This window comes from Pseudomonas sp. B392_1p (genome assembly GCF_052245235.1).
GTDB lineage: Bacteria > Pseudomonadota > Gammaproteobacteria > Pseudomonadales > Pseudomonadaceae > Serpens > Serpens gallinarum.
Genome location: NZ_JBQPXM010000004.1, coordinates 30862 through 44703 on the forward strand (window position 1 = coordinate 30862; position 13842 = coordinate 44703).

Consider the following 13842-nt stretch of genomic DNA (forward strand, 5'->3'; position numbering starts at 1 on the left):
TACTTCTCCGCCCAATTAGGAACGCTCCTTGAGCGTCATGCTTCGTGGGCGCTCCAACCAGCCCCCTTCTCCATCTGGAACAATTTCCAGCACATCGATCTTCGCCTCGTTGATGGCGATAATCTTGCCGTGGTTGCGCCCCAGATAATCACCAATACGGATCCGGTGAACCCCGCCCGCACCGCGCACCAGGGCGTACATGCCGTCCTCGTTGGACAGACTGCCGACCATCTCGAACAGCTCGATGTTGAACCCTTCGAGGAATTGGCGGATACGTGCCTCATCCGGCTTGATGTCCTTGGACCCTTTCTGCTGATTGGCCAGGTCGATACGGATGGGCGGCTGGAACGGGCTGCGTAGATTCGAGGCACCGTAGGTAAAGGCCTCATAGGGTTGGAAGGTGGGCAACGGCTCGATGGTGCCTTTGGGCCGTACGCGCACCTCATCCATGAAACTTTGCAGATCATTGAAGTCATGATTGCCGCTGCAACCGCTGAGCCCGAGGATCAGCGCCAGGCAGACCAGGCTGTGGAAGCGCTTCATTTCTGCACCCCCTTGTCGTTATAGCGGTAGGTTTTGGCTGTGATGCCCATGCGCAGCTTCGCAGCGCTGTCGGCTGACAGCGGCTTGATCTCGAAATCATGCAGAGTAACGATGCGTGGCAGGCTGGCCGCGCCACTGACGAAGGTGGCCAGGTCGTGATAGGCCCCCACCACGCTGATCTTGATGGGCAGTTCGATATAGAATTGCTGGGCGACCTCGGGCATCAGCTTGATTTCCTCAAACTCAAGCCCGCTGCCAAGACCCGTACGCGTGATGTCCTCAAGCAGGCCCGGCACTTCGGTGTCGCTGGGCAGTTGGCGCAGCATGGCGCCGAAGGACTCCTCCATCTCTACCATTTGCGCCTGGTAAGCCTCGAGGTTCGCTGCCTGAAACGCCTTGGTGGTGAACTGTTGCTTGAGGGTGACTTCCTCAGCTTCGCGCTGGGCCAGCTGCGACTGCAGGTCCTTGAGGTGAAAGTGGTAGCCCAAAAACAGCACCAGGATCAGCAGCAAAATGCCGGTGATGACCCTGACCGGCGCCGGCCATGAACCCAGATTATTGACATCGAGATCAGCAAGGTCGACCTTGCGCAGACTCTCTAGCGATGCGGCCAGATTCATTTCTTCTTGACTCCTTGCTCTGCAGGTACGGGCTGCGTTTGCTGCACAGTCAACTGGAAGTGGTTGGCCTGCTCGACTGCGCCGGAGGTGACCGCCTTGACCTCGGTGAGATTGGGCGCGGTCAGCCAATCCGAGGCGTCAAGGTTACGCATCAAGTTGGAAACCCGGTTGTTCGACTCCGCAGCACCCTTGATGGCGATGTTTTTGCCGGTCATTTTCAATTCAGAGAAATGCACGCCATCGGGCAGCGTACGCACCATCTGATCGAATACCCGGGCGATGATCGGCCGGTTGCCCTGCAGGTCCTGAATGATCTTCATCCGCTCCAGCAGTTGCTGGCGACGGGTGCGCAATTCGCTGATTTCCTTGATGCGTGCATCCAGGACGGCGATTTCCTTACGCACGAATTCATTGCGGGCAGTCTGGCGGTCGATGGCGGCCGAAAAATATTGATCGGTGAGGAAAACCACGCCGCCTGCTATCAGCAGCACGCCGATCAGAGAAGCGAGAAAACGTTGCTTGCGCTCTTCGCGAAGCTGCTCACGCCACGGCAATAGGTTGATACGCGCCATCAGTCGAAACTCCTCATCGCCAGGCCGCAGGCGATCATCAACGCCGGCGCATCACTGGCCAGCGCGCCAGCGTTGACCTTGCTGCTCAGGGCCATGTCGGCGAACGGATTGGCGATCAGAGTGGGTGTGCCGATTTTCTGCTCGACCAACCGATCCAGTCCGGGGATTGAGGCGGTGCCGCCGGCCAGCATGATGATGTCGACCTGGTTGAACTGGCCTGCTGCGAAGAAAAACTGCAAGGAGCGCGACACTTGCTGCACCACGGCGTCCATAAAGGGCTGCAGCACTTCCCGGGAGTAATCCTCAGGCAACCCGCCGCGCTTCTTGGCCAGGCCTGCCTCTTCGACGGACAAACCGTAGCGCCGCTGGATTTCCTCAGTGAGCTGACGACCGCCAAACAGCTGTTCACGGGTATAAAGCGTGCGCCCGTTGTGCAGCACGCTGAGCGTGGTCATGGTGGCACCGATATCCACCAGCGCCACGGTCAAATCATCGGCCTGATCACCCAGCTGGGCTTTCAGCAGGCTGTAGGTACGCTCCAGCGCATAGGCCTCGACATCCACCACCTTGGCCGTCAGCCCCGCCAAGCCCAGGGCGGCTTCGCGGACCTCGACATTTTCCTTGCGGCAAGCGGCCAGCAGCACATCGACCCGCTCCGGATTGCGCGTCGAGGCGCCCTGCACTTCGAAATCAATGGCGACTTCTTCCAGGGGGTATGGGATGTACTGGTCAGCTTCTAGGGTGAGCTGGGTTTCCAGCTCGTCATCGCTGAGGCCGGCATCCATTTCGATCAGTTTGGTAATGACCGCCGAGCCCGCCACCGCGACCGCAGCTGACTTGGTGGATACCTTGGCCTTGGCGAGCACGCGGGCCAAGGCCTGACCGACGCCGTCCAGTTCGATGATGTTCTTCTCGACGACTGCGTTGGCTGGAAGCGGCTCGACCGCGTAAGCCTCTACTTTGTAGCGGTTTCCCGAACGACTCAATTCGAGGAGCTTGACCGAGGTCGAACTAATATCGACACCCAGCAGCGTGTTCCCCTTCTTATTGAAGAGACTTAGCACGAGCGTATTCCTATAGCTATCGGTTACTTATGAAGTAATCGTGTTGTTTCACATTAAATAGCGCACTTGACACGGGCGTAAATGGTTCACAGGGATGAAAATGCTTATAATGTGACCAGCTTTCCTCTTTCGCCTTTAGCGATGTCCTAACTGCTTCTTGAACCTGGAAATCCGAACACTTGATCCGCCTGCTGAAATTCCTGTCCTGGTCATGTGTTGCTGTTGTGTGTGCCCTGGCACTCAGCATCAGCGGCGCTTTTCTGTATCTGAGCCCCACGCTGCCTTCAGCGGATGCACTGCGTAGCATCCAGTTGCAGATCCCTCTGCGCATCTACAGTAGCGACGGCAAGTTAATCGCCGAATATGGCGAAATGCGCCGGTCGCCTATCGAATTCACCGCTATTCCCAAAGAGTTCATCGATGCGCTGTTGTCAGCCGAAGATGACAACTTTGCGAATCATTATGGCGTCGATGTCACCGGCCTTATGCGCGCTGCCACGCAATTATTGAAGTCAGGGCATATCCAGAGCGGTGGCAGCACCATCACCATGCAGGTGGCGAAAAACTACTTTCTGACCAGCGAGCGCAGCTTCTCGCGCAAGATCACCGAGATCCTCCTGGCCCTGCAGATCGAGCGGGAATTGAGCAAGGACGAAATCCTCGAGCTGTACGTGAACAAGATCTATCTGGGGAATCGCGCCTATGGCATCGAAGCGGCGGCGCAGATCTATTACGGCAAGTCCATTCAAGAGCTGAGCCTGGCGCAGATGGCGATGATCGCCGGCCTGCCGAAGGCGCCGTCGCGCTACAACCCGGTGGCCAACCCGGAGCGCAGCAAAGAGCGCCGTGACTGGATCCTTGGGCGCATGTACCGCCTGGGCAAGATTGATCACGAGCGCTATCAGGCGGCACTTGCCGAGCCGGTAGAGGTCCGCCTGCAGTTGCAGGAACCGGAACTCATGGCCCCGTATATCGCCGAAATGGCGCGCGCGGAAATGGTCGGCCGTTTTGGCAGCGACGCCTACACCGAAGGCTTTCAGGTCTATACCACCGTGCCCAGCCAGCTCCAGGAGTACGCCAACACCGCGGTGCGCCAAGGCTTGATCGACTACGACCAGCGCCACGGCTATCGAGGTCCGGAGGCTCGCTATCGCGGCCAGTCCCTGGAAACCTGGAAGCACAAGCTGTCGGAACACCGCACTCAAGGCGGTCTGCAGCCGGCCATCGTCACTGAGTTGAATGACACCGGCATCCAGGTTCTGACGCAACAAGGCGAAGAGGAAAGCGTTGATTGGGAAACCATGAAATGGGCGCGCCCGTATCTAAATACCAACAGCGTCGGGGAATGGCCCAAGAAACCCGCCGATATCGTGCAGCCGGGCGACCTGATTCGCCTCCTGCGCGAGGACGATGGCCGTCTCGTCTTCAGCCAACTGCCCACGGCGCAAAGCGCGCTGGTATCACTCGATCCCTATAGTGGGGCGATCCAGGCGCTGGTCGGGGGCTTCTCCTTCGAGCAAAGCAATTACAACCGCGCCATCCAGGCCAAACGCCAGCCGGGCTCCAGCTTCAAACCCTTCCTTTATAGCGCCGCCCTCGACAAGGGCTATACCGCAGCGACCCTGGTCAATGATGCCCCCATCGTTTACCACGACTCGAGCATGGATGAAGCTTGGCGCCCGCGAAACGACAACAATACCTTCCTGGGTCCGATCCGCCTCCGGGAAGCGCTGTATCGCTCTCGCAACCTGGTATCGATCCGCCTGTTGCAAAACATAGGCATGCAGTACGCCCTGAATTACTTCAGCCGCTTTGGCTTCGACACCCAATCAATGCCTCGTGACCTGTCTCTGGCACTAGGCACCGCAGCGCTTACGCCACTGGAAATCACCAGCGGCTGGAGCGTATTCGCCAACGGCGGCTACAAGATCGAACCCTACCTGATCGAGCGCGTGGAAAGCCGTGACGGCGACATCCTGTTCGCCGCCAATCCTCCCCGCGCCCCCCGGTCCGCACCCGCTGCCGACGCCGTTCCGCATGAAGAAGGCATTGTTCCGGCCCAACCGGTGGCCTTCACAGAACCCGAAACCCAGCTGGCCGAGCAGATCGTCGACTCGCGTACCGCCTATATTCTCAACAGCATGTTGCAAGACGTGATCATCCGGGGCACCGGCCGCCGCGCACTGGCGCTGGAGCGCGACGACCTGGCGGGCAAGACCGGGACGACCAACGACTCCAAGGACGCGTGGTTCAGCGGCTACAACGGTGACTATGTGACTACCGTCTGGGCCGGTTTCGATCAACCGGAAAGCCTTGGCCGCTGGGAGTACGGCGGAACTGTCGCCTTGCCCATCTGGATGAATTTCATGGGTCCCGCCCTGCAAGGCCGTCCGTCGCACCAACTCGCCGAGCCCGAAGGCCTGCTCTCGCTACGCGTCGATCCGCTCAGTGGCCGCGCCGCCTCACCCAGCACGCCGAACGCTTACTTTGAACTGTTCAAGGCCGAGGACTCGCCACCACCCATGAGCGAATTCGACTCCGGCTTCGGTGTTCCGGGCAGCCCGCTGCCAGCTGACGAAGTCGCCCCCATCGACTTGTTCTAAAGCAGCCCCAGCGAGCCAATCGACCCCACAAAAAAACCGCCCTAAGGCGGTTTTTTTGTGGCGGCCGGTTTAACCGTTGAACACATCATCCACTGATTTCAGCGGATAGTTCGACGGGTAGGGGAGCGTGGCCACACCCGACTCGATCGCGGCCTTGGCAACCGCATCGGAGACCAGGGTGATCAGGCGCGGGTCCATCGGCTTGGGAATGATGTACTCGCGACCGAACTGCAATTCGCCCAGACTATAGGCTGCACACACATCCGCCGGCACCGGCAGCTTGGCCAGGTCGCGCAACGCCAATGCGGCTGCGATTTTCATTTCCTCATTGATGCGCGTTGCGCGCACATCCAAAGCACCCCGGAAAATGAACGGAAAGCCGAGCACGTTGTTAACCTGGTTCGGGTAATCCGAACGCCCTGTAGCCATGATTACATCGTCACGGGTGGCGTGGGCCAGTTCGGGGCTGATTTCCGGATCGGGGTTGGAGCAGGCGAAGACGATGGGATTGACAGCCATGCGCTTCAAACCCTCGGCGCTGAGCAGGTCTGGGCCGGACAGACCGACGAACACATCGGCGCCGTCCAAGGCATCTTCCAGCGTGCGCCGGTCAGTCTCATGGGCAAACGCTGCCTTGTACTGATTGAGGTCGTCGCGGCCAGCATGGATCACGCCCTTGCGGTCGACCATGAAAATGTTCCCGACCTTGGCGCCCATGCTGATCAACAGTCGCATGCAGGACGTCGCGGCCGCACCCGCACCGAGGCAGACGATCTTAGCGTCCTCAAGAGTCTTGCCGGCGATCTCCAGCGCATTGAGCATACCGGCCGCCGTGACGATGGCGGTACCGTGCTGATCATCATGGAACACCGGAATGTCGCATTGTTCGATCAGCGTCCGCTCGATCTCGAAGCACTCGGGTGCCTTGATATCTTCCAGGTTGATGCCGCCAAAGGTAATGGAGATGCGCTTGACCGTATCAATGAACGCTTGGGGGCTCTCAGCATCCACTTCGATGTCGAACACGTCGACACCTGCGAAACGCTTGAACAGCACGCCCTTGCCTTCCATCACCGGCTTAGAGGCCAACGGGCCCAGATTTCCCAGACCGAGAATCGCGGTGCCGTCGGAAATCACCGCAACCAGGTTACCCTTGCCGGTATAGCGATAAGCAAGCTCGGGATCGCGAGCAATCTCGCGCACCGGCTCAGCCACTCCAGGGCTATAAGCCAAAGCCAGATCACGGGCGGTGGCCGTGGGCTTGGTCAGCTCGACGCTCAGTTTCCCGGGGCGGGGCTGAGCATGATATTCGAGGGCGGCTGTTTTCAGATCTGACATGGTGGGAGTCCCGCTTTTTTTTCTAGTTAAACCGACTGATCAGCGAGCATACGCAAGATAAATACACCTCACAAGGTCGTCTTGACGCTGCTGCAACCACATGCAAAGGGCGGTCTGGCGCAGCCTGTGGCGTGGACGCAACAGTGCGACACAGCGTCGCTGCCAGCGTGCGTTCTAAAGCAACAGCACCATGATTTGGGACCAGACAAGCAATCAGCCCCGCTCCACTTGATAGCGCAATAATGGCTCGCCACATCCAGCTATCGGCCTCAATGTCCCCCAAGGCAACCCGACAACCCGCCGAAAACCACAAACGACAGGCACAAAAAAGGCGCCACCAGGGACGCCTTTTTCATCAGCCTGGAAAAGCCCATCAGGCTTTCCCGGCTTGCTGCGCTTATTTGGCGCTGAAGCCACCGAAACGCTGCTTGAAGCGGTCGATACGGCCACCGGTATCCAGCACTTTCTGCTTGCCGGTGTAGAACGGGTGGCACTCGGAGCACACGTCCAGGCTGATGTTCTTAGCAATCGTGGAGCGGGTCTTGATCACGTTACCGCAGGAGCAGGTAGCTTCGATCGCGACATAATTCGGATGGATATCGGCTTTCATAGCAAAGTCCTCAGTCGGCGCGCCGCCACCCGGCCCTATGCCGAATACCGCACGCAAAACAGGCGGCGGATAATACCAGACGATTGAATCGATGCAAATCTGTCTCGTCCGTGAAACTGACAAGATTTGCACCCGCTTCCTTGAAGTGCGATAAGGGTACCGGCGACATGACCATACGTCTGTAAAGTCTGAACGAAGTTGCCCGACCTTTTTTTTGGTTATATTTTATTCAGTTATTTCATAGCTAGCATTCAATTCGCCAATGAAGCCAACCATTTTACGCACGCCGCTGTATCCAAAAAGCCACCTGCTGGCGGCCAGCGGCGTAGCTGCATTGCTCAGCCTGGCTCTGCTGGTGTTTCCCTCGCGAGAAGTCGAAGCCAAGAAAACTTACCTGACCCAGGAATTGGAATTGGGTTCGGCTGCTTATCTCGAGAAAGACACCCTAGCCAATCCAGCCCCTGAGCTGACTACTGCGGACACCGCGCCCTTCTCGCACGACGCTGAAGCAATCGACCTGGCGAGCGACACGCCCACTGACCCGCTGCTAAGACAAGTTACCGTCGGCAGTGGTGATACGCTTTCCACTTTGTTCAGCGGCCTGGGCCTTTCTGCCAACACGCTGCATGAAATGCTCAACAGCAGCAAAGAAGCCAAGCAGTTCAGCCGTATCCGGGCAGGTCAGCAAATCGATTTTCGACTCACCCCTGACGGCCAACTGGAGTCGATAAGTTCATCGCTAAACAGCCTGGAAACCATTCGCCTGTCCAGAACGGACCAAGGTTACCAATTCGAGCGCGAGCGCCTCGAACCGGAAACCCGCCAGGCCTATGCTCACGCGACGATCAACAGCTCCCTGTTTGGCGCAGCCCAGCAAGTCGGCCTGAGCCATACCGTCATCATGGATCTGGCCAACGTCTTCGGTTACGACATCGACTTCGCCATGGACATTCGTGAAGGTGACGAATTCGACGTGCTCTACGAGGAGAAGGTACTGGACGGCAAACCTGTCGGCACCGGCAATATCCTCGCGGCTCGCTTCGTAAACCGCGGCACCACCTACACGGCGGTCCGTTATACCGACACCAAGGGGCAAACTAGCTACTACACCGCCGACGGCACCAACGTTCGCAAGGCATTCATCCGCACCCCGGTTGATTTCGCCCGGATCAGCTCGCGATTCTCCACGGGCCGCAAGCACCCGATCCTCAACAAGATCCGCGCCCATAAAGGTGTCGACTACGCAGCGCCACGTGGCACGCCGATCAAGGCCGCCGGTGATGGCAAGGTGATCTTGGCCGGCAACAAGGGTGGTTATGGCAAGACCGTGATCATTCAGCACGGCAGCCGCTACCGCACGCTGTACGCGCATATGCAGGGCTTCGCCAAGAACGTGCGCAACGGCAGCACGGTAAAACAGGGCCAGATCATTGGCTACATCGGTACCACGGGCCTGTCCACCGGGCCACATCTGCACTATGAATTCCAGGTCAATGGCACCCACGTTGATCCGCTGAGCCAGAAGCAGCTGATGGCCGATCCGCTCACCGGCAAGGAAAAAAAGCGTTTCCTGCAAATGAGCCAGCCGCTGGTTGCACACCTGAACCAGCAGCGCACCACTGTATTGGCTGAGAACAAGCAGTAAACCATGCCTCTTTATCTAGGCGTCATGTCCGGTACCAGCCTGGATGGGCTGGACATCGCCCTGATCGAGCAACTGCAACAACCCCGGCTGCTTGCCTCGCTGTATCGCCCCATGCCCGACACCCTTCGCCACGAGCTACTTAGCCTATGCGCCGCGGGCAATGACGAACTGGCGCGTGCCGCCCTGGCGGAGAACCGCTGGGCAGAATTGGCCGCCGAGGCGATCACCCACTTGCTGCAGCGCGAAGGCTTGGAGGCAACCGCTATCCGCGCCATTGGCAGCCATGGCCAGACCGTTCGCCATGAGCCAGCTCGCGGCTTCACGGTCCAGATTGGCAACCCCGCGCTGCTCGCCGAGCGCACCGGCATCAGTGTGGTTGCGGATTTTCGCCGCCGCGATGTAGCCGCCAATGGACAGGGTGCACCACTGGTTCCGGCGTTTCATCAGGCCGTGTTCGACGCGGGCGATATGCCCCGCGCAGTTCTAAATATCGGCGGCTTCAGCAACGTCACCCTCCTGCAACCCGAACAGCCTGTTTGTGGCTTCGATTGTGGCCCGGGCAATGCGTTGCTGGATGCCTGGATCGGGGTTCAGCGCGGCCTGGCCTACGATGACCGCGGCGCCTGGGCAGCCAGCGGCCACGTGGTCCCCGCCTTGCTACAGCGCCTGCTGGCAATGCCATTCTTCCAGACCCAAGGCCCGAAGAGTACAGGCCGTGAGCTGTTCAACCTGCCCTGGCTACAAGAGCACCTGAACGCCCTGCCGCCCATTGCAGCAGAAGACGTACAGCGTACGTTGCTGGAATTGACCTCACTCAGCATCGTTCACGCCCTGCAGGCGGCCCAAACCGATTGCCGGGAAGTCCTGGTGTGTGGGGGCGGAGCCCATAACCAGACACTCATGAGCCGTCTGGCCGAGCTGTTACCGGGTGTCCATGTGGCCACCACGGCACATTACGGCATTGATCCCGACTGGGTAGAAGCCATGGCCTTTGCCTGGCTAGCGCACTGCTGCCTGGAACGTATTCCCGCTAATCGGCCCAGCGTGACCGGCGCAAGTGGTCAGCGAATACTGGGCGCCATTTATCCCGCCTAACTCAGAGCCCCAACGGCTATTCAAGAGGCACTATCGGCGGTCGCTTCTTCCCTACGGGACTCGCACCACTTAACGCAGAGCCAAAAAAAACGCCGTGTCGAAACACGGCGTTTTTTAAGCAGGCAACGCGCATCAGATTGAGAATGACTGACCACAGCCACAAGTGGTGCTGGCATTCGGGTTGTTGATCACGAAACGTGAACCTTCCAACCCTTCCTGGTAATCCACTTCCGCACCGGCCAGGTACTGGAAGCTCATCGGATCGACCACCAAGCTGACCCCCTCGCGTTCGACGATGGTGTCGTCCTCGGCCACCTCTTCATCGAAGGTAAAGCCGTACTGGAAACCGGAACAACCGCCTCCCGTTACGAAAACCCGCAATTTTAGGCGGGGATTACCCTCTTCATCGACCAAGTTCTTCACCTTGCTCGCCGCACCCTGGGTGAATTGCAAGGGAGTGGGGGTGAAGGTTTCAACGCTCATGCTGTAGATCTCCCGGCAGCAAGCCAACTACATCGTGATGCGCATTATCCGCTTGTCCGACAAATTTGGTCAACTATTCCTCAACGAGCTCCGCATCCAGCGGTGCCGGCAGTTCTAAAGGAGCCGCGCCATCGCGGGTCGCAAACAAACGCCCCTCTACCTGAGCGCCGATGGTCATTTCCATCAGTCCGTAGTACAGGTTGCCGCGTACACGGGCGTCAGCGCCAAGCTCGACCTGCTCGCTGGCATGCACATCGCCAGTCACTTCGCCGTCCAGGATGACATGCTTTGCATGAATTTCCCCTTCGACCAGACCACCGGCACTGACACGCACCAGTCCGTCCTCAGCGATCAGATTGCCCTGCAAGCGACCATCCAACTGCACTGCACCTTTCACGCGCAGGTCACCAACCAACAGAGCACCCGCTGCAATGATGCTGGTCTTGCCATTGAACTGCTGCAGATCGGCAGCCACTTTCTTCTTTCCCCACCTAGACATTATTTTTTCTCTTCAATCCAGTTATATGTGCGTTCCAGAGGTTTGCGCTGTCCGGAGATCTCGGCCTGCACATTGACCTGACTGGGGGTGAAATCCTCAGGCAACTGCAACTCGGCGAATCGCCCCCCCTCGGGGATTGCCTGCATATGCTTGAAGGAAAAAGGTGTCGCACCCTGCCATTCCGGCGAGAGTTCGGCCATATCAAGGGTTACGGTTTTGCCGGCTTGCTTGCCGATCACCGTAATCTGTACCTTGCCCTTGAGCGGCTTGTTATCCTCACCAACTCGGCTGAGCAGCAGCTTGTAGCGGAAGTTCCGGGGCGAATCAGTGGCTTGCAGCTCAAAAGAGCGAATTCGCAGCCCTTCCTTGCGACTGGCCGGGGCCAGTACCCCCTTGTAGAACGCCAAATCCTGCTGCAGCTTGTAGATCTGCTCTTCCAGCGACTTGATGGTGAGGCGACTTTGTTCGTTGGCCTGACGCACGAGGCGCTCGCCACTGGCCAGCACCACTTGCATCTGCTGCGCCTGCTCCAGCTCATTGGCGCGTTCCTCGAACTGCTCCTGCATGGCTCGCAGCTCGAGCAGCTCGGCACGACTGTTGTGCCCACCCAGCCAGTACGCCACCGCAAACATGGCCGGAAGGGACGCTATCGCAAGCACGATCAATACCCTGACCTGACGCTGCCGGCGCGGGTTGCGCGCCCGTACTTCCCAATCAGCCATCAGGGCATCATCCCCGCATGGGCGAGCCCCATTCGCTCATCGAAACCAAACAGAATGTTCAGGTTCTGCACTGCCTGGCCGGAAGCACCCTTGACCAGGTTGTCGATCACTGACAGCACGACAACCAGATCACCACCCTGTGGGCGGTGTATGGCCAGGCGGCACACGTTGGCGCCCCGCACGCTCCGGGTTTCCGGATGGCTGCCAGCCGGCATCACATCCACGAAGGGTTCATTGGCATAACGCTGTTCGTACAACGACTGCAGATCGACGGATTTATCCGCCACAGTGGCATACAACGTGGCGTGAATACCGCGAATCATGGGAGTCAAGTGCGGTACGAAGGTCAGCCCGATATCGCCCCCAGAGGCGCGACGCAGACCCTGACTGATTTCCGGTAGATGGCGATGGCCCTTTACCGAATAGGCCATCATGCTTTCCCCGGCTTCGCAGAACAGCGAACCGACCTTGGCACCTCGCCCGGCCCCGCTGACACCCGACTTGCAGTCAGCAATCAGCCGTGAGGTGTCGGCCAACCCAGCCTCCAGCAAGGGCAGCAGCCCCAGCTGAGCCGCTGTCGGATAGCAGCCCGGCACGGCGATCAAGCGTGCTGCCTTGATCTTTTCCCGATTGACTTCCGGCAAGCCATAAACCGCCTCGCCCAGCAATTCGGGCGCACCGTGGGGCTGGCCGTACCAGTTGGCCCATTCTTCGGCGTCCTGCAGACGGAAGTCGGCAGACAGGTCGATTACCTTGGTGCCGGCGGCCAGTAGTTCACCTGCCAATGCGTGGGCAACGCCATGGGGAGTTGCAAAGAACACCGCATCGCAGGCTCCGAGGGTGGCAGCATCCGGCACGCTGAAGGCCAGTTGATCATAATGACCACGCAGATTGGGATACATGTCGCTGACCTTGATACCCGCTTCCGAGCGCGACGTAATGACCGCGACGTCGACCTGCGGGTGCTGCGCCAGCAAACGCAACAATTCAACCCCGGTGTACCCCGTACCCCCGACGATTCCAACCTTGATCATGTTGCGTACCTCAAATACGTGTCAGAAAAAACCGCTGATGATAAGACCGCTGCACACACCAGCCAACCGTTGAGGTGACGCCTGACAGCTTTGTCACTACTATCGGCCGCCCCCTGAAAAACCTTAGGACATCCATCATGCTCTACTTGTGGCTCAAAGCTCTGCACGTTATCGCCATGGTCTGCTGGTTTGCGGGCCTGTTCTATCTCCCGCGCCTGTTTGTCTACCACGCCATGAGCGACGACCAAATCAGCCGTGACCGTTTCTGCACCATGGAGCGCAAGTTGTACCGCGGCATCATGCTGCCGGCCATGCTCGCCACGCTGATTTTCGGCATTGCCCTGTTGGCACTCAATCCCACGCTGTTTCTCGGCGGCGGCTGGCTGCATGCCAAGCTGGCCCTGGTGGTGTTGCTGATCGGTTACCACCATGTCTGTGGTGCCCAGGTGAAACGCTTCGCCAAGGGCGAGACACCACGCAGCCATGTGTTCTACCGTTGGTTCAATGAAGTTCCTGTTCTGGTTCTGATTGCCATCGTGATTCTGGTCATCGTCAAGCCGTTCTGACTCCCCTGTCGGCCGCTTGCCTGCCGCAGTAGGGCAGGTCGGCCGCAGCACCATTACACTGAAGGCTCTTCTCGCGATTTGGAGCCTTCTGTGGAATGCCTCTTCTGCAAGATCATTACCGGTGAGATTCCGGCACGCATTTTCTACGAAGACGACCAGGTGGTCGCCTTTCATGACGTCAATCCACAAGCGCCTGTGCATTTTCTGGTCATTCCGAAAAGACACATCGCCACCCTTGATGACCTGGCTGATAACGACACCACACTGGCCGGCCATATTCTTCTAACCGCCCAACGCCTCGCCGCGCAACAAGGCTGCAGCCAAGGGTTTCGGGTGGTCATGAATTGCAACGAACACGGCGGGCAAACGGTCAGTCATATTCACATGCATGTTCTTGGCCAGCGGCAGATGCATTGGCCACCCGGCTGACCTGCCAGCCAGTCGTCCC

Annotated in this window: 15 protein-coding genes; 5 read left to right on the forward strand and 10 right to left on the reverse strand. The window is 58.8% G+C overall.

What is annotated here, in order from left to right; genetic code table 11:
- Positions 1–15: 15 nt before the first annotated feature.
- The 4 genes from pilP to ACTV8E_RS06810 are packed head-to-tail and all read right to left on the reverse strand — an operon-like array spanning position 16 to position 2799.
- Positions 16–543, reverse strand: a complete 528-nt coding sequence (pilP, locus tag ACTV8E_RS06795; protein ID WP_273536414.1) for a type 4a pilus biogenesis lipoprotein PilP — start codon at positions 541–543, stop codon at positions 16–18.
- Positions 540–1163 (reverse strand): type 4a pilus biogenesis protein PilO, encoded by a 624-nt coding sequence (gene pilO, locus ACTV8E_RS06800; protein WP_443198990.1) that lies wholly within the window; start codon positions 1161–1163, stop codon positions 540–542. The genes pilP and pilO overlap by 4 nt, the downstream gene beginning before the upstream one ends.
- On the reverse strand, positions 1160–1735 hold the full coding sequence (locus ACTV8E_RS06805; RefSeq protein WP_443198991.1) for a PilN domain-containing protein: 576 nt from the start codon (positions 1733–1735) through the stop codon (positions 1160–1162). Before ACTV8E_RS06805 ends, pilO begins: the two co-directional genes overlap by 4 nt.
- Positions 1735–2799, reverse strand: coding sequence for a pilus assembly protein PilM (locus tag ACTV8E_RS06810; RefSeq protein ID WP_251834675.1), 1065 nt, complete (start codon positions 2797–2799; stop codon positions 1735–1737). Before ACTV8E_RS06810 ends, ACTV8E_RS06805 begins: the two co-directional genes overlap by 1 nt.
- Positions 2800–3170: 371 nt before the next feature.
- On the opposite strand from ACTV8E_RS06810, the gene ACTV8E_RS06815 reads away from it, so the two are divergent.
- The gene (locus tag ACTV8E_RS06815; RefSeq protein ID WP_443199179.1) at positions 3171–5402 is read left to right on the forward strand and encodes a penicillin-binding protein 1A; all 2232 of its coding nucleotides are present in this window, start codon (positions 3171–3173) and stop codon (positions 5400–5402) included.
- A 69-nt stretch (positions 5403–5471) separates the two neighbouring features.
- On the opposite strand, the gene ACTV8E_RS06820 is transcribed toward ACTV8E_RS06815, so the two are convergent.
- Together ACTV8E_RS06820 and rpmE are read right to left on the reverse strand one after the other, a co-directional pair.
- The gene (locus ACTV8E_RS06820; protein ID WP_273536411.1) at positions 5472–6740 is read right to left on the reverse strand and encodes a malic enzyme-like NAD(P)-binding protein; all 1269 of its coding nucleotides are present in this window, start codon (positions 6738–6740) and stop codon (positions 5472–5474) included.
- Positions 6741–7137: 397 nt separating this feature from the next.
- Positions 7138–7350: a 50S ribosomal protein L31 gene (rpmE, locus tag ACTV8E_RS06825; protein WP_251834672.1), complete on the reverse strand. Its 213-nt coding sequence runs from the start codon at positions 7348–7350 to the stop codon at positions 7138–7140.
- Between the two features lie 262 nt (positions 7351–7612).
- Between rpmE and ACTV8E_RS06830 the strand changes: the two genes are divergently transcribed.
- Positions 7613–8995 (forward strand): peptidoglycan DD-metalloendopeptidase family protein, encoded by a 1383-nt coding sequence (locus ACTV8E_RS06830; RefSeq protein ID WP_443198992.1) that lies wholly within the window; start codon positions 7613–7615, stop codon positions 8993–8995.
- 3 nt (positions 8996–8998) lie between these two features.
- Positions 8999–10090 (forward strand): anhydro-N-acetylmuramic acid kinase, encoded by a 1092-nt coding sequence (locus ACTV8E_RS06835; protein ID WP_443198993.1) that lies wholly within the window; start codon positions 8999–9001, stop codon positions 10088–10090.
- A 132-nt stretch (positions 10091–10222) separates the two neighbouring features.
- Here the strand turns inward: ACTV8E_RS06835 and erpA are convergent, their stop codons facing one another.
- The 4 genes from erpA to argC form a co-directional block, all read right to left on the reverse strand.
- Positions 10223–10573, reverse strand: a complete 351-nt coding sequence (erpA, locus tag ACTV8E_RS06840; protein WP_251834669.1) for an iron-sulfur cluster insertion protein ErpA — start codon at positions 10571–10573, stop codon at positions 10223–10225.
- A 73-nt stretch (positions 10574–10646) separates the two neighbouring features.
- Positions 10647–11072 carry a bactofilin family protein gene (locus tag ACTV8E_RS06845; protein WP_443198994.1) on the reverse strand — a complete coding sequence of 142 codons (426 nt, stop codon included), beginning with the start codon at positions 11070–11072 and terminating at the stop codon, positions 10647–10649.
- On the reverse strand, positions 11072–11794 hold the full coding sequence (locus ACTV8E_RS06850) for a DUF6776 family protein (protein ID WP_251834667.1): 723 nt from the start codon (positions 11792–11794) through the stop codon (positions 11072–11074). Before ACTV8E_RS06850 ends, ACTV8E_RS06845 begins: the two co-directional genes overlap by 1 nt.
- Positions 11794–12828: an N-acetyl-gamma-glutamyl-phosphate reductase gene (argC, locus tag ACTV8E_RS06855; RefSeq protein WP_251834666.1), complete on the reverse strand. Its 1035-nt coding sequence runs from the start codon at positions 12826–12828 to the stop codon at positions 11794–11796. Before argC ends, ACTV8E_RS06850 begins: the two co-directional genes overlap by 1 nt.
- A gap of 137 nt (positions 12829–12965) precedes the next feature.
- On the opposite strand from argC, the gene hemJ reads away from it, so the two are divergent.
- Both hemJ and ACTV8E_RS06865 read left to right on the forward strand, forming a co-directional pair.
- On the forward strand, positions 12966–13394 hold the full coding sequence (gene hemJ, locus ACTV8E_RS06860) for a protoporphyrinogen oxidase HemJ (RefSeq protein ID WP_273536407.1): 429 nt from the start codon (positions 12966–12968) through the stop codon (positions 13392–13394).
- A 90-nt stretch (positions 13395–13484) separates the two neighbouring features.
- Positions 13485–13823 carry a histidine triad nucleotide-binding protein gene (locus ACTV8E_RS06865; RefSeq protein ID WP_273536406.1) on the forward strand — a complete coding sequence of 113 codons (339 nt, stop codon included), beginning with the start codon at positions 13485–13487 and terminating at the stop codon, positions 13821–13823.
- Positions 13824–13842: the final 19 nt, after the last annotated feature.

Excerpts from the sequence above, each read along its gene's own strand:
- ACTV8E_RS06820 (WP_273536411.1), bottom strand. The coding sequence starts at position 6,740 with ATGTCAGATCTGAAAACAGCCGCCCTCGAATATCATGCTCAGCCCCGC.
- pilP (WP_273536414.1), bottom strand. The coding sequence starts at position 543 with ATGAAGCGCTTCCACAGCCTGGTCTGCCTGGCGCTGATCCTCGGGCTC.
- ACTV8E_RS06835 (WP_443198993.1), top strand. The coding sequence starts at position 8,999 with ATGCCTCTTTATCTAGGCGTCATGTCCGGTACCAGCCTGGATGGGCTG.
- rpmE (WP_251834672.1), bottom strand. The coding sequence starts at position 7,350 with ATGAAAGCCGATATCCATCCGAATTATGTCGCGATCGAAGCTACCTGC.
- erpA (WP_251834669.1), bottom strand. The coding sequence starts at position 10,573 with ATGAGCGTTGAAACCTTCACCCCCACTCCCTTGCAATTCACCCAGGGT.
- ACTV8E_RS06805 (WP_443198991.1), bottom strand. The coding sequence starts at position 1,735 with ATGGCGCGTATCAACCTATTGCCGTGGCGTGAGCAGCTTCGCGAAGAG.
- ACTV8E_RS06830 (WP_443198992.1), top strand. The coding sequence starts at position 7,613 with ATGAAGCCAACCATTTTACGCACGCCGCTGTATCCAAAAAGCCACCTG.
- argC (WP_251834666.1), bottom strand. The coding sequence starts at position 12,828 with ATGATCAAGGTTGGAATCGTCGGGGGTACGGGGTACACCGGGGTTGAA.
- ACTV8E_RS06815 (WP_443199179.1), top strand. The coding sequence starts at position 3,171 with ATGCGCCGGTCGCCTATCGAATTCACCGCTATTCCCAAAGAGTTCATC.
- ACTV8E_RS06845 (WP_443198994.1), bottom strand. The coding sequence starts at position 11,072 with ATGTCTAGGTGGGGAAAGAAGAAAGTGGCTGCCGATCTGCAGCAGTTC.
- pilO (WP_443198990.1), bottom strand. The coding sequence starts at position 1,163 with ATGAATCTGGCCGCATCGCTAGAGAGTCTGCGCAAGGTCGACCTTGCT.
- hemJ (WP_273536407.1), top strand. The coding sequence starts at position 12,966 with ATGCTCTACTTGTGGCTCAAAGCTCTGCACGTTATCGCCATGGTCTGC.
- ACTV8E_RS06850 (WP_251834667.1), bottom strand. The coding sequence starts at position 11,794 with ATGGCTGATTGGGAAGTACGGGCGCGCAACCCGCGCCGGCAGCGTCAG.